Genomic DNA, 14,712 nt, shown 5'->3' with positions numbered 1-14,712 from the left:
ACCTGGGGGATTAGCTCAGCTGGCTAGAGCACCTGCTTTGCAAGCAGGGGGTCAACGGTTCGAATCCGTTATTCTCCACTTCAGTCTTAAATTCNTAANCANGTAAANTCATTTCATACCGACNAAAGTATGAATTATGAATTAANAATTATGAATTNCAAGGCAAACGATCTTTGACATATTGACACAAGCAAAACTGTAGAGTAAAATAAAAGTTCAAATGAACCTTGATAANGCATTTTATTGATNTAAGATGCCTATCAATCAAACAATACAGCTGAAAGTATGAGCAACCANTCATACGATTTTTNCATNGATGTTTACATCNGTGTNAAGACGTATGATNGTGGCGAAAGAAAGTAAATAAGGGCGTATGGCGGATGCCTAGGCTCATGGAGGCGATGAAGGACGTGATAAGCTGCGTTAAGCCTTGGGTAGGTGCAAATAACCTTTGATCCAAGGATTTCCGAATGGGACAACCCAACTATCATCAGATAGTTATTACTGTAATCAGTAAGGCAAACGGAGGGAACTGAAACATCTTAGTACCTCTAGGAGAAGAAAATAATTAAATGATTCCCTTAGTAGTGGCGAGCGAACGGGGANAAGCCCAAACCACGGTTGTAGCAATGCAATCGTGGGGTAGTAGGACCATAATATTGTANTTTGATTGTGAATAGAATGAACTGGAACGTTCAGCCATAGCGGGTGAAAGCCCCTTATATGAAGCAAGAGAAGACATAGTGTNATCCTGAGTAACGCGGAGCACGAGAAATTCTGCGCGAATCAGCCGGGCCCATCCGGTAAGGCTAAATACTCCCATGAGACCGATAGTGAACCAGTACCGTGAGGGAAAGGTGAAAAGAACCTCGATGAGAGGAGTGCAATAGATCCTGAAACCATACGCCTACAAGCGGTCGGAGCTGCTTTATGCAGTGACGGCGTGCCTTTTGCATAATGAACCTACGAGTTACCGTCACCGGCAAGGTTAAGGATATTGATATCCGTCAACCGTAGTGAAAGCGAGCCTGAANAGGGCGAGGTTGTCTCCCTTTGTGGAGACAAAGCGCACTTTGTGCGTTTTAGTCGGTGGAGGTAGACGCGAAACCAAGTGATCTACACATGTCCAGGTTGAAGTCTCGGTAACACGAGATGGAGGACCGCACCAATAAGCGTTGAAAAGCTTCTGGATGAGGTGTGTGTAGGAGTGAAAGGCCAATCAAACTTGGAGATAGCTCGTACTCCCCGAAAGGCATTTAGGTGCCGCGTGCTATGATTTACATAAGAGGTAGAGCGACCGATAGGTCAAGAGGGCTTCACCGCCTATCGCGACCTGACGAACTCCGAATGCTTATGTATNGCAGTAGTGCAGTAAGGGGGCGGGTGCTAAGGTCCGTCCCCGAGAGGAGAAGAATCCAGACCGCCGTCTAAGGTCCCTGAATTCTGTCTAAGTTAGTCTAACGAAGTCCGGTCCCCGTGACAGCTAGGATGTTGGCTTGGAAGCAGCCATTCATTCAAAGAGTGCGTAACAGCTCACTAGTCGAGGGTCTGGGCATGGATAATAATCGGGTATAAGACAGATACCGAAGGCGCGGGATAGTAATNATAAAAGTATCGGTAGGGGAGCATTCTATATACGTTGAATGGTNAAGGTAACTTTTCCTGGAGTGTATAGAAAAGCAAATGTAGGTATAAGTAACGATAAGAAGGGTAAGATTCCCTTCCGCCGCAAGACTAAGGTTTCCCGGGCAATGCCAATCATCCCGGGGTTAGTCGGGTCCTAAGTCTCAGCCGACAGGCGAGGGCGATGGCAGACACGGTTAATATTCCGTGACTGCTGCATGATGCGATTGTGGAGACGGAGAAGTGACACCACCNCGAGCTGACGGAATAGCTCGTTGAAGAAATTAGGCNTTGATCATGGTAGGCAAATCCGCCATGAGAGCTGACTTTTGAAAGTATGGCATTCCCTTCGGGGAAAGCCAATAGTGTGGGTAATCCTGCTTCCAAGAAAATCCGCTAAGCTTCAGTCATGCAGCACCCGTACCGCAAACGGACACACGTAGTCGGGTTGAATATACTCAGGCGTTGAGAGATTCATGGTTAAGGAACTAGGCAAATTAACCCCGTAACTTCGGGAAAAGGGGTCCTCGTTTACTTACGAGGCGCAGAGAATAGGTCCAGGCAACTGTTTACCAAAAACACAGGGCTGTGCTAACTCGAAAGATGAAGTATACAGTCTGACACCTGCCCGGTGCTGGAAGGTTAAGAGGAGAGGTTATACGCAAGTAGACGCTTTGAATTGAAGCCCCAGTAAACGGCGGCCGTAACTATAACGGTCCTAAGGTAGCGAAATTCCTTGTCGGGTAAGTTCCGACCTGCACGAATGGTGTAATGATCTGGACACTGTCTCAATCATGATCTCAGTGAAATTGTAGTATCGGTGAAGATGCCGATTACCCGCGATGGGACGAAAAGACCCCGTGAACCTTTACTATAGCTTAGCATTGACCTTGGTCATCCGATGTGTAGGATAGGCCGGAGGCTTAGAAGGAGGCGCGCCAGCGCTTTTGGAGCCATCGTTGAAATACGGCCCTTTGGCTGTCTGAGGTCTAACGCGCTNAANGTGCGGACACTGCTTGGTGGGTAGTTTGACTGGGGTGGTCGCCTCCAAAAGCGTAACGGAGGCTTCCAAAGGTGCCCTCAGGTCGATTGGTAACCGACCTNTTAGAGTGCAATGGCATAAGGGCGCTTGACTGGGAGGCAGACATGCCGAGCAGGCAGGAAACTGGGGCATAGTGATCCGGTGCATGTGTATGGAAACTGCATCGCTCAAAGGATAAAAGGTACTCCGGGGATAACAGGCTGATCCCCCCCAAGAGCTCATATCGACGGGGTGGTTTGGCACCTCGATGTCGGCTCGTCACATCCTGGGGCTGGAGAAGGTCCCAAGGGTTGGGCTGTTCGCCCATTAAAGTGGCACGCGAGCTGGGTTCAGAACGTCGTGAGACAGTTCGGTCTCTATCTATCGTGGGCGCAGGAGTTTTGCGTGGTGCCGTCACTAGTACGAGAGGACCGTGATGGACAGACCTCTGGTTTACCAGTTGTGCCGCCAGGCGCACCGCTGGGTATCTAAGTCTGGTTAGGATAAGCGCTGAAAGCATCTAAGTGCGAAGCCATCCGCAAGATGAGAACTCCATATAAGGGTCGTTGTAGACGACGACGTTGATAGGGTGCAGGTGTAAAGCCAGCGATGGCAAAGCCGAGCACTACTAATTGCCCAAGACTTTCTTTTGTGAGCCATTCTTTCAGTTGTATCGTGTGTTGTAGTGCTATGAAAATAGACACGTCAACAAAAAGNTACATTTTATTTTATTNCTGTTTTGCTTGTGAAGATTTGTCAACCCCTTTATNAGGTGGTTATAGCGGCAGGGTTCCACCTCTTCCCATTCCGAACAGAGAAGTTAAGCCTGCTTGCGCCGATGGTACTACAATGCAATGTGGGAGAGTAGGTAGCTGCCTTTTTTTACTTAGGGTCTTCAAGGTCTAACGACTTTGGAGACCTTTTTTTTTGCAGTGTTCTTTTGCTTGTTTACATTATTTTATTAATTTTGTCGCTAAATCTAAACGAAACTATGGATAAACAATCAAGATACCGTGAACTTCTCTCGCAGATAGAAGTCTTCGCCAATGCTGACGACAATCCTATTAGCGTATTGTCGAATTGTGCAGCGGTGATGAAAGTAGTCTTCCCAAAGGAATATTTCTGGGTCGGATTTTATATTGTAGATGGTGACGAACTGATACTCGGTCCGTTTCAAGGCGCTCCTGCATGTACGAGGATAAAGTTCGGACTCGGTGTTTGTGGCACAGCATGGAAGGAAGGTCGTAGTCTTGTAGTTGAGGATGTGGAAGCTTTTCCCGGACATATAGCGTGTTCGTCGCTCTCAAGATCGGAGATTGTAGTTCCATTATTTTCTGATGGAGTAGTAATAGGTGAGATAGACATCGACAGCACCGAATTGTCAATATTCGACGATGTTGATAGAAAATATCTCGAAAAGGCTGCAGAAATGATTGCTACGTTTATGGCAAAGCTTACAAAAGTAGATTAAGTTTTATTAAAGTAATATAGATATGTACACAAATAATACATTCCTTATGTCAGCCCTTGCCGATGGCAATGAGATGGCATTTGACGCATTGTTTGTGGAGTATTATCCCAAGGTGTTACAGTTTGTAATGCGCTTTTGTCGTGAGAAGAGTGAGGCTGAGAACATAGTTCAGGATTTGTTTATGGAACTATGGATTAAGCATGAACGTTTTTTGAGGATAGAAAATCTCGACAATTACCTTTTCATTTCTGCTCGTAATGCCGCCATACATTATGTGAAGCAGTCGCTTGTGTATTGTGATGATGAGTCGGCATGTGACATTCAAGGCAATGACGTGACGGGTGACATGAAGATGTGCTACGATGAACTCTACGATTTCATAATGAGGGAGATTGACTCTATGCCCGAGCAGCGTCGCCGTGTGTTTGTGATGAGTCGTGTAGACGGACTGGGCAATGCTGAGATTGCTGAGCGTCTTGGCATAAGCAAGCGTACTGTGGAGACGCATATATCTGTTGCACTTGCCCATTTGCGCAAGTTATTGCCATTACTTGCATTGTTAACATTGATTAACTATAAGTAACTACGTGTGGTTGCCGGTTTTTTACTCTTATTAGTAGAAAACCATAAACAGCTATGCAACCAAATAGTACCAAATATACAGAATCAACACCAAAGGACGATGCACTGCGTCGCTTGTGGAATCAAGATATATCAGACATATCAGAAAGTGAGATGTCGGATGCACTTGATGTTTTCCGCAATCGTCGCACGGCATACAATCGTGCAAATCGTCGCAAGGTGCGTGTGCTAAGCATCATGAAGTATGCTGCACTATTCATTGCGCCTATAATCACCGCTTTTGTTGCTTGGAATTATTCGGCAGAATATCATGTACAGGAGACGGAGTTGACACAATTTTATGTTCCAGAAGGAAAGATAGACAGTCTGATACTCTCGGATAATACTTGTGTAAAGCTCGATGCAGGTACATCGATAATCTATCCAGCTCGTTTTAGCAATAGAACGTACAATCGCAATGTGTATGTCAACGGTAAGTGTCATTTTGCTGTGGCTAAAGACCGAATGCATCCATTCGTGGTGAATATGGGTAGTCTGAAGGTTAAGGTGCTTGGAACTCATTTCACAGTAGACTCATACAACGAAGATGATAATATTACAGTGACACTTGAGGAAGGATTGGTAAAGGTGTTTGACAATAAACAATCGATGACACTAAAGCCCAATGAGCAGGTAGTTTACAATCGTAGGAATGGCACAATGCGCAAGAATACAGTTGACGCTATGGCTTACGGTGCGTGGGTAGGAGGAAATGTGGATTTTGCATCGCAGCCTCTTTCGGTGATTGTCAAGACCTTGGAACGTAAGTATGATGTATCAATAACAGTGGCACCGGATGTCAATTTGGGCAAGCGTTATACCATGAACTTCAAAAGGGAAGAACCGGTAGACAGAGTACTGAAGGTATTGTCAATGATATCTGGCAATATAGCATACAAAATAGATGGCCGTAATATACGGCTCTATTTAAAAAATACCACCAAATAGTTACACCTAAATATTAATATAAACTAACAAAACAATGAAGACCTTATTGAACAAGAAGACAGCAGCCGCACTTGCACTCTGTCTGTCGATGTCGGTGAGCACATTCGGACAAAGTCAGGTGATTCATCTGACTCAGAACAAGGCTACGGTATCGTCAATTATCAAGGCTATTGAGAAGCAGACCCAAATGTCGGTTGATTTCTCACAGAACACTATCAATCTTAACAAGACAGTGTCGTTGAAGTCGAAGTCGGAAACGCTTGGCGAGTTGATGAATCAAATCTTGAAGTGTAATGGCAACCTTACCTACAAGATTGTAGACCGTCACATCATTATTGTTAAAGCAGGACATAATGGAGCGCAGCCAGAACAATCAGTACGCCAAGGTGTAGGCAAAACTAAAATAACGGGCCGTGTGCTTGACAATAATGGCGAACCCATCATTGGCGCATCTGTTGTTGAGCAGGGAACAAAGAATGGTACAGTTACGGATATAGATGGTAACTATACACTCAATGTTTCTAAAGAAAATGCAACGCTGAGCGTAACATATATCGGTTTTTTACCCCAGCAGGTAAAGGTAAATGGAGGTAACTCAACTATACATTTGAAAGAAGATGCACAAAATCTAAACGAGGTTGTGGTTGTGGGTTATGGTACAATGAAGAAGGCCGACCTTACGGGTGCTGTCTCTTCTGTGAATGGTACAGAGATAGCTAGTCGTCCAGTGACTGACGCAACTCAGAGTTTACAAGGCCTTGTTCCAGGTTTGCTTGTATCAAATGATAGTTCGGGACGTCCAGGTTCTTCAGGTATGCTTACACTTCGTGGACAGGGTAACCTTTCAGGTACAGGTCATCCATATGTACTTGTTGATGGAATTGAAATGTCGCTCTCTGATGTCAATCCAAATGATATCGAAAATATTTCAGTATTAAAAGATGCTGCAGCTTGTGCTATCTATGGTGCGCGTGCTGCTTATGGCGTTATACTCGTAACCACAAAGCGTGGTAAGGAGGGAAAGTCACGCATTAATTATCAAGGTACAGTGGGATGGAATTCGCCTACAGTATTGCCTGAAATGCTTAACTCGGTTGATTTTGCCAGAATGTGGAACGACGGATGTAAGAATGCCAACTCGTCTCGTTTGTATAGCGATGAAAAGATTAAACTTTTAGAGCAGTATATCAATGATCCTTCGAGTGTGAATCCTTGGCAGGAATTGTCATCGACAGCAAGTATGAATCCGGCTTTTGAGAATTCTGAAAGTGGTATAGGTAATGTTGACTATTTCGATTTGCATTATAAAGATGCATCATTTAAGCAGCGTCATAACCTTAGCGTAAGCGGTGGTGGTAAGGCTGCACAGTACTATACTTCGGCTGGTTACTATAAGGAAGATGGACTTCTGCGCTATGCAAATATCGATTTTGAACGAATTAATGTTTCAACAAACCTTACTTCGCAACTCACCCCATGGTTGAAGCTTAAGGCAGGACTCAAATTTGCACACTCTGTACAGAATACACCGTTTGGCGATGGCGGTCTGAGTGATGGTTTCTTCCATTCGCTTGCACGTTTCCGTCCTACAGTGTCTGTGGTAGACCCGAATGGTCACTTCACTGAGCTTTCGATGATACCATATCTGCAAAGTGGAACTTACACCAAGACAAAGCGTGACTTTATCAACATGACTGGCGGTTTCGAGATTAATCCGTTTAAGGGATTCTATGTTTTCATGGACTATACCTATAAGATAATAGGAACGCATTACTCGGCTCTTAACGTGGCTCCGATGATTTATGCAGCAGATGGAGTATCTACCTCAAAGGGTGTACGTCAGGAGCTTGGTGTGACGGCTGACGGAAAGTTTACACGCTATAATGCTAATACTCACTATCAGACCATAAATCTTTATGGTACCTATAATTTCTCTATCAATCAGGCACACAATACAACTGTAATGGCTGGTTATCAAGAAGAGAACAATAAATATGATTATCTACGTAACGTAATAACTGGGCTTTATTCTACAACGAATCCAAATGTGGGCATGGGTACAGGCGACAAGGTTGTTACTGATACACGCAACTCATGGGCTACGAGAAGTTTCTTTGCACGTGTCAACTATGACTACAAGAGCCGTTATCTGCTCGAACTTAATGGACGTTATGACGGTTCTTCTCGTTTTGCAAAGGATCATCGTTGGGGCTTCTTCCCTTCTGTTTCAGTAGGATGGAATCTTACAGAAGAGCCATTTATGGAGAAATATCGTCAGGTATTGTCTCAGTTCAAGGTTCGTGCTTCTATCGGACGACTTGGAAATCAGGCAGGTGCAGCTCTTTATACGTTTGCTTCAACAATGGGACTCCATAATGGATTGGGAGGATATATATTCAACGATGGACGTCATATCTATCTTAATGCTCCTGGTGTGGTTAATCCTACAACGACATGGGAGAAGGTTGACAGCAAGAACCTCGGTATTGACTTTGGATTCTTTGGTGGAGCACTTTCGGGCAGTTTCGATATCTTCCAACGTGATACAAAAGACATGCTCGGACCAAGTGTAGACTTCCCTGACTTCTTTGGCGCAACAGCTCCGCAGACAAACAATGCACAGCTGCGTAACCGTGGTTGGGAACTCACACTCAACTACCGTGGTAAGATAGGCAATGATATTACCTATAATATCGGTGGATCGCTCTCAGATGCTACAGCCAAGGTTACAGCATATGAGAACCCAACTGGTACGAATCCTTCAGCCAACTGGTATAAGGGTAAGATGGTAGGCGAAATATGGGGCTATCGTACAGACGGACTTATCAAGTCGCAGGAACAGGCCGATCAGTATAATGCTACACATGATAACTCGTTCTTCACAAAGCAGAAATGGACACCAGGTGATGTGGCTTATCGTGACCTCGATAATGATGGTTATGTTAACAATGGTAGCAATAAGCTTGGTGATATGGGTGACATGGTCATTGTTGGTAATACTACACCGCGCTATCAGTATACCATCAGTGGTGGCATCAACTGGAAGGGACTTGGAATGAGTTTCATTTTCCAGGGTGTAGGAAAGCGCGACTGGGATCCTACCGGCAATGTATACTTCTGGGGTAGCAGTTCGTATGCACAGGTGACACTGTTCAAGGAACATCTTGACTATTGGAGCGAGTCAAATCCAAATGCCTACTATCCGAAACCGTACATCAATACGGCTGGCGGTGTGGGTCAGTATAATGCCAAGACATCACGTTACACTACCGATCAATATCTGCAGAGTGCAGCCTATTGCCGTTTGAAGAACCTTACCATCAGTTATGACCTGCCAAAGTCATTTATACATAAGGCTGGATTAGAGCAGGTGCGTGTGTTTGTTTCGGGTGAAAACCTCTTCACTATAACAAGCCTTAAGGGCATGTTCGATCCTGAAGTAATATTTGCTCAGAATAGCTATAATGCAGAGGGTGGTAAGCAGTATCCTATAAATAAGGTTTACTCAATTGGCTTATCGGTGAGCTTCTAAGTATAGTTAATGGATTTACAACCTAAAACAATAATGACAATTATGAATATTAAAAATATAACAGTAGGTATCGCATCCATGCTCTGTCTTACAGGATGCTATGACCTCAACAAATCGCCTGAAGGTGTAATGTCGACTGTAGGCGCATTCTCTACAATAGGCGAGATGAACAGCTACCTTGACCAATTTTATGAGACGGCAGTCTTTGCTCAGGGATTTGGCTGGAATGGTAATGATTTCATCGCCAGTGGTGATATTGCCAGCGACAATATGTCAGGTTCATCTATCAACACACGTCTCAATGGAGCGGTGACATTGGCAAATGCGTCGAAATTGACAAATTATACATACATTCGCAATGTCAACTTCTTCCTGAACAATCTCACTAATTGCAATGAGATCGGTTCGCAGAATTACAAGCAGTGTGTAGGCGAAGGATATTTCTTCAGAGCGTGGTATTATTTCCAATTGTTCAAAAACTACGGTGAACTAACTTGGATAGAAAAGCCTCTTGATCCGAATGCTGAGGAGATGCATTTGCCACGTGAGAACCGTACCGTGATTGCCGACAATATATTGGCAGACCTTGATAAAGCTATTGAGAACTTGAATGTACAGAACAATAGTTCAACGATGCGCATACACAAAGATGTTGCACGTGCTCTGAAAGCAGAGGTCGCCCTATTTGAGGCAACATGGGAGAAATATCACAAAGCAAAGAATGACCCGTTCTATGACAAAACCATTACTGATGAGAAAATAAAGAGTTATCTCAATCAATGCGTTGAAGCATGTAAGGATGTGGTAGACCGCAATGTTTGGCACATTTATAGTACTGGTAATAAACTTGATGACTATCGTGTTTTGTTCCAAATTGAAGACCTTAGTACAAATTCAGAGGTACTCTGGTTTAAGCATTATGATGGATCCAATATTGGTAATAATGTAGACCGCTATCTTAATCGTGGTGGTGGAAGTGCAGGTGTGACAAAGTCGCTTGTAGATGACTATCTTACTATTGATGGCAAGCCATTTGTTGGAAGCCAAGTGATTGAAGCTAAAAAGGTATTTGGTGAAGAACTGAAGCCTACGGTGCGTGACCCACGTCTTGCACAGACTGTATGTATGCCAGGACAGATTTTGCGACCTGATGAGGGTGGATATGTAGTACCTCCATTGAATGGTTCGAGCTATAATAAGAATGAAACTGGCTACTCACTGCTCAAGCATGTACAGATAGATTATAAAGGAAGTCTGGATGCTGAATTCCGTGGAGCGACACCAGGTATTCAGTGTCGTTATGCTGACATTCTACTTAACTATGCAGAGGCACTTGCCGAACTTGGTGGTGCGCAGAATGCAGCAAAGATAATTGAAGTGATAAAGCCGCTGCGTGACCGTGTTGGTATGCCGCAGATGGATTTCGATCGCGAGTATAATAATGATGCTGACTATCCGTTCCGAGGTCTTGACAAGTATGTACAGGCTGTGCGTCGTGAGCGTCGTGTGGAGCAAGCAGCAGAGGGCAAGCGTTTCTATGATATTATGCGTTGGGCTGCAGCCGACGAACTTATCGTTGGCAAACATGCCGAAGGTGCCCTGTTTAAGGGCAGTAACCTTGAGGGTCACGCAAAGTATGGTAATGCACTGGTCTACGATCAGGCTACAGGCAATAACCTCTTTTTGTCAGGTTCGGCATCAGATACATACCGCTATATTTTGCCGGTAGACCCTAAAACTGTTGGTAATGGTTGGGGATTTGATGTCAATCGCGACTATCTTTTGCCTATACAGCCACGTATGCTGCAGTTGACAGAAAACCAGTGGAAACAGAATCCTGGTTGGTAATATTGGCTAATGCAAAAATGATATTTCAATATTAATTAAATAAGGGTGTGTCTTGACAGTATACATTTTGTGACACACCCTTAAAAATAAACATTGCTTTTCTACTATGAGAACAAATTTACAGCGACTTTATGCAACAGGTACTCTTGTTTTAGGCTATGCTGCGCAAATTATGGCGCAGACATCACATAAGCCCATGAACATTGTCTATATTATGAGTGATGACCACTCATACCAGACAATAAGTGCTTATGACAAACGTTTTATAGATACTCCGAATATAGACTGGATTGCAGAACATGGAACTCGTTTTACTAATAGTTTTGTTGCCAATTCGCTTAGTGGACCTTCCCGTGCATGTATGCTTACAGGTAAGCACAGTCATGCTAATGGATTTACGGACAACACAAAGACGTTTGATGGTTCACAGCAAACTTATCCGAAGTTGCTACAGAAGGCCGGTTATCAAACTGCAATGATTGGCAAGTGGCATCTTACGAGTGATCCTACCGGTTTTGATTATTGGGATATACTTATCGGTCAAGGTCATTATTACAGTCCTGACTTCAAGTGTAATGGTACACGAGTGCGCCGTTCCGGCTATGTAACAAATGTTGTCACAGATCTTGCTCTTGATTGGCTTTCTAACAAACGAGACAAATCGAAGCCGTTCTGTTTGCTATTGCACCATAAGGCACCTCATCGTGTGTGGAGTCCTGATACGTGCGATCTCGACTTGTACAATGAAAAGGTGTATCCGTTGCCAAATAACTTCTATGACAACTACGAAGGACGTCTTGCTGCTGCTAAACAAGAGATGAGTATTATCAAGGATATGGACCTTGTATATGACTTGAAAATGGCTGATAAGGAAAATGAGATACATTCAAACCCAGATCTTGAAGCTATTGGACGTATGAACTATAAGCGTATGACCGATTCACAACGTGCTCAGTGGGATGCTCATTACGATCCTATTATCAAGAAGTTTAAGGAAGCTGGACTTTCGGGCAAGGCCCTTGCAGAATGGAAATACCAACGTTACATGCATGATTATATGCGTGTTATACATTCTATAGACCGCAATATAGGACGTGTAATTAAGTATCTCAAGGAGAACAATCTTCTCGAAAATACAATGATAGTGTATACTTCAGATCAGGGATTTTATATGGGTGAACATGGTTGGTTTGACAAACGTTTCATGTATGAAGAATCATTCCGCACACCTTTGCTTGTTTATCTCCCAGGTGGCAAGCATGGTGATGTTGATGAAATGGTGCAGAATATAGATTATGCTCCAACTATACTTGACTTGGCTGGCGTGAAGATTCCATCGGATATTCAAGGAGAGTCGTTCCTGCCGTTGCTTGAGGGTAAAAAGGTAAAGGATTGGCGCAAGTCGCTTTATTATCATTATTATGAATATCCTGCTGAACACTCTGTGTGCAAGCACTATGGCGTTCGTACCGACCGTTATAGTCTGATACATTTCTATGATGATGTTAATGCATGGGAACTCTACGATTTGAAGAATGATCCAGAGCAGATGCATAATATATATGGTGAGAAAGGTACGGAGAAGATAACAAAAATGTTGAAGAAAGAGCTTCACAAGTTGCAGAATCAATACGATGATCCGATAAGATTTAAGCTTAAGGACAACTAATAAATGCTCTTATTACGTACGAATAAATTATAGACCCGTTGGTGAAAAAGCACCAACGGGTTTGACATTTGTTGAAATAATATCACATATTTCATAATAGGATTACATTAGTTTTGAGTAATTTTGTATCATTATTATAATTATGACTAACTTAAAATAATATCCACTATATATGAACAAATCGTATATGCTGCTTGGACTTCTTGCACCGTTTGCAACTCAGATAGCTCACGCTGCAAAGAAAGCAAAGCCTAACATTGACCCTAATCGTCCTAACGTGATAATAATTCTTGCCGATGACCTTGGTTATGGCGACCTTGGATGCTATGGAGCAAAGAATGTGGAGACTCCTAACGTTGACCGCCTGGCGAGTCAGGGCATACGTTTTACTGATACTCATGCTATTGCAGCTACGAGTACTCCGTCGCGCTACTCTATTCTTACTGGTGAGTATGCTTGGCGTCGTCCTGGCACTGATGTGGCAGCAGGTAATGCTGGCATGATAATTCGTCCGGAGGATTATACAATGGCTGATATGTTCCGCAGTCAGGGTTATCGTACTTGCGCCATTGGCAAGTGGCATCTCGGTCTTGGCGACAAGGCAGGTACACAGGATTGGAATGCTCCGCTGCCGGCAGGTCTTGCCGATATAGGTTTCGACTACCATTACATTATGGCTGCAACAGCTGACCGTGTACCATGTGTGTTTATTGAGAATGGCAGTGTAGCCAATTGGGATGAGAGTGCTCCTATTGAGGTGAGCTACAAGCAGAATTTCCCCGGTGAGCCTACTGGCAAGCAGAATCCGGAACTTTGCTATAACATGAAGTCAAGTCATGGTCACAACATGTCTATTGTGAATGGTATTGGTCGTATAGGCTATATGAAGGGCGGTGGCAAGGCTTTGTGGAAGGATGAGAACATAGCCGACTCAATCACATCGCATGCTATAGACTTTATCAAGGCAAACAAGAACAATCCCTTCTTCATGTATTTCGCTACAAACGATGTGCATGTGCCTCGTTTCCCACACCAACGTTTTCGTGGAAAGAGCAGTATGGGAGTGCGTGGCGACGCTATCGTGCAGTTCGACTGGTCGGTAGGTCAGATTATGGAGACTCTCGACAAGCTCGGCATTGCTGACAACACCATCATACTTCTTACAAGTGACAACGGACCCGTTGTTGATGATGGCTATCAGGATCAGGCTGAGGAACTGTTGAATGGCCATAAGCCTTCAGGACCGTGGCGTGGCAATAAGTACAGTGCTTTTGAAGGTGGTACATGTGTACCGGCTATTGTAAGATGGCCGACAAAGGTTAAGGCTGGTCAGACATCAAATGCTCTTGTTTCACAGATTGACTATATTCGTTCGTTCGCAAGTATGCTCGGTGCACGTATGCCACAAGGTACGGCTCCCGATAGTGAGGACTGTATGTCAACATTGCTTGGTAAGGAAACTAAAAACCGCAAGTATGTTCTTGAGCTTGCCTCTAATCATGTACTCTCTGTTCGTACAAAGCAGTGGAAATACATCGAGCCGAGCAATGGTCCGAAGATGATACAATGGGGACCGAAGGTCGAGACAGGTAACAATCCTATGCCACAGCTTTTCGATATTTCTGCAAGCGAATGGGAAAGCAACAACCTTGCTAACCAAAACCCAAAGATAGTATACTCTATGCAGAATATTCTGCGTGATGAGCGTGCTAAGACTAAGAAGTAAAGAATCTTACAGAAAGTATAATGCTCATACGGATGAGTCTATAATAAAAAAAAGTCTGCGTTCAGTTATTGACGCAGACTTTTTTTTGTAGTACGCTCGGCATGAGCATTATCTAATGGGTGGAAGTCCCGAGTAAGCCCTAATAGCGGGAATTACATAGCCAAGAGCAAGGGTGTTCATCGTGAGNTGAAATCTGGAGGAAGCTGGCGGCAAACATCTGACCTAACGAACAGAAACTTCATACAAGGCATAT

7 protein-coding genes, 1 tRNA gene and 2 rRNA genes are annotated in these 14,712 nt (G+C 43.9%); all 10 read left to right on the top strand.

Annotated features, from left to right (window positions below; genetic code table 11):
* Nucleotides 1-4 precede the first annotated feature (4 nt).
* The 10 genes from HMPREF9304_RS06825 to HMPREF9304_RS06780 all read left to right on the top strand — a co-directional run bounded on the left by HMPREF9304_RS06825 (nt 5) and on the right by HMPREF9304_RS06780 (nt 14,459).
* Nucleotides 5-78: transfer RNA gene (locus HMPREF9304_RS06825), tRNA-Ala, on the top strand.
* 275 nt (nt 79-353) lie between these two features.
* Nucleotides 354-3,295 (top strand): 23S ribosomal RNA (locus HMPREF9304_RS06820).
* A gap of 117 nt (nt 3,296-3,412) precedes the next feature.
* Nucleotides 3,413-3,525, top strand: a 5S ribosomal RNA gene (gene rrf, locus HMPREF9304_RS06815).
* Between the two features lie 110 nt (nt 3,526-3,635).
* The gene (msrC, locus tag HMPREF9304_RS06810; RefSeq protein ID WP_036927695.1) at nt 3,636-4,115 is read left to right on the top strand and encodes a free L-methionine (R)-S-oxide reductase MsrC; all 480 of its coding nucleotides are present in this window, start codon (nt 3,636-3,638) and stop codon (nt 4,113-4,115) included.
* Nucleotides 4,116-4,137: 22 nt separating this feature from the next.
* Complete coding sequence (locus HMPREF9304_RS06805; RefSeq protein ID WP_036927692.1) at nt 4,138-4,698, top strand: RNA polymerase sigma-70 factor; 561 nt, start codon at nt 4,138-4,140, stop codon at nt 4,696-4,698.
* 53 nt (nt 4,699-4,751) lie between these two features.
* Entirely contained in the window at nt 4,752-5,684 is a 933-nt protein-coding gene (locus tag HMPREF9304_RS06800) for a FecR family protein (RefSeq protein WP_052045983.1), read from the top strand.
* A gap of 34 nt (nt 5,685-5,718) precedes the next feature.
* Complete coding sequence (locus tag HMPREF9304_RS06795) at nt 5,719-9,216, top strand: TonB-dependent receptor (protein WP_231564486.1); 3,498 nt, start codon at nt 5,719-5,721, stop codon at nt 9,214-9,216.
* A 42-nt stretch (nt 9,217-9,258) separates the two neighbouring features.
* On the top strand, nt 9,259-11,064 hold the full coding sequence (locus HMPREF9304_RS06790; protein WP_036927689.1) for a RagB/SusD family nutrient uptake outer membrane protein: 1,806 nt from the start codon (nt 9,259-9,261) through the stop codon (nt 11,062-11,064).
* A gap of 106 nt (nt 11,065-11,170) precedes the next feature.
* Entirely contained in the window at nt 11,171-12,733 is a 1,563-nt protein-coding gene (locus HMPREF9304_RS06785) for a sulfatase family protein (RefSeq protein ID WP_036927686.1), read from the top strand.
* 172 nt (nt 12,734-12,905) lie between these two features.
* Entirely contained in the window at nt 12,906-14,459 is a 1,554-nt protein-coding gene (locus HMPREF9304_RS06780) for a sulfatase family protein (RefSeq protein ID WP_036927685.1), read from the top strand.
* The last annotated feature ends 253 nt before the right edge of the window (nt 14,460-14,712 follow it).

It is taken from the genome of Hoylesella timonensis S9-PR14 (assembly GCF_000762405.1).
In the GTDB taxonomy this organism is placed as follows: domain Bacteria; phylum Bacteroidota; class Bacteroidia; order Bacteroidales; family Bacteroidaceae; genus Prevotella; species Prevotella timonensis_A.
The sequence above is the reverse complement of the archived record's forward strand: the minus strand, read 5'-3'. Positions and strand labels throughout refer to the sequence as shown.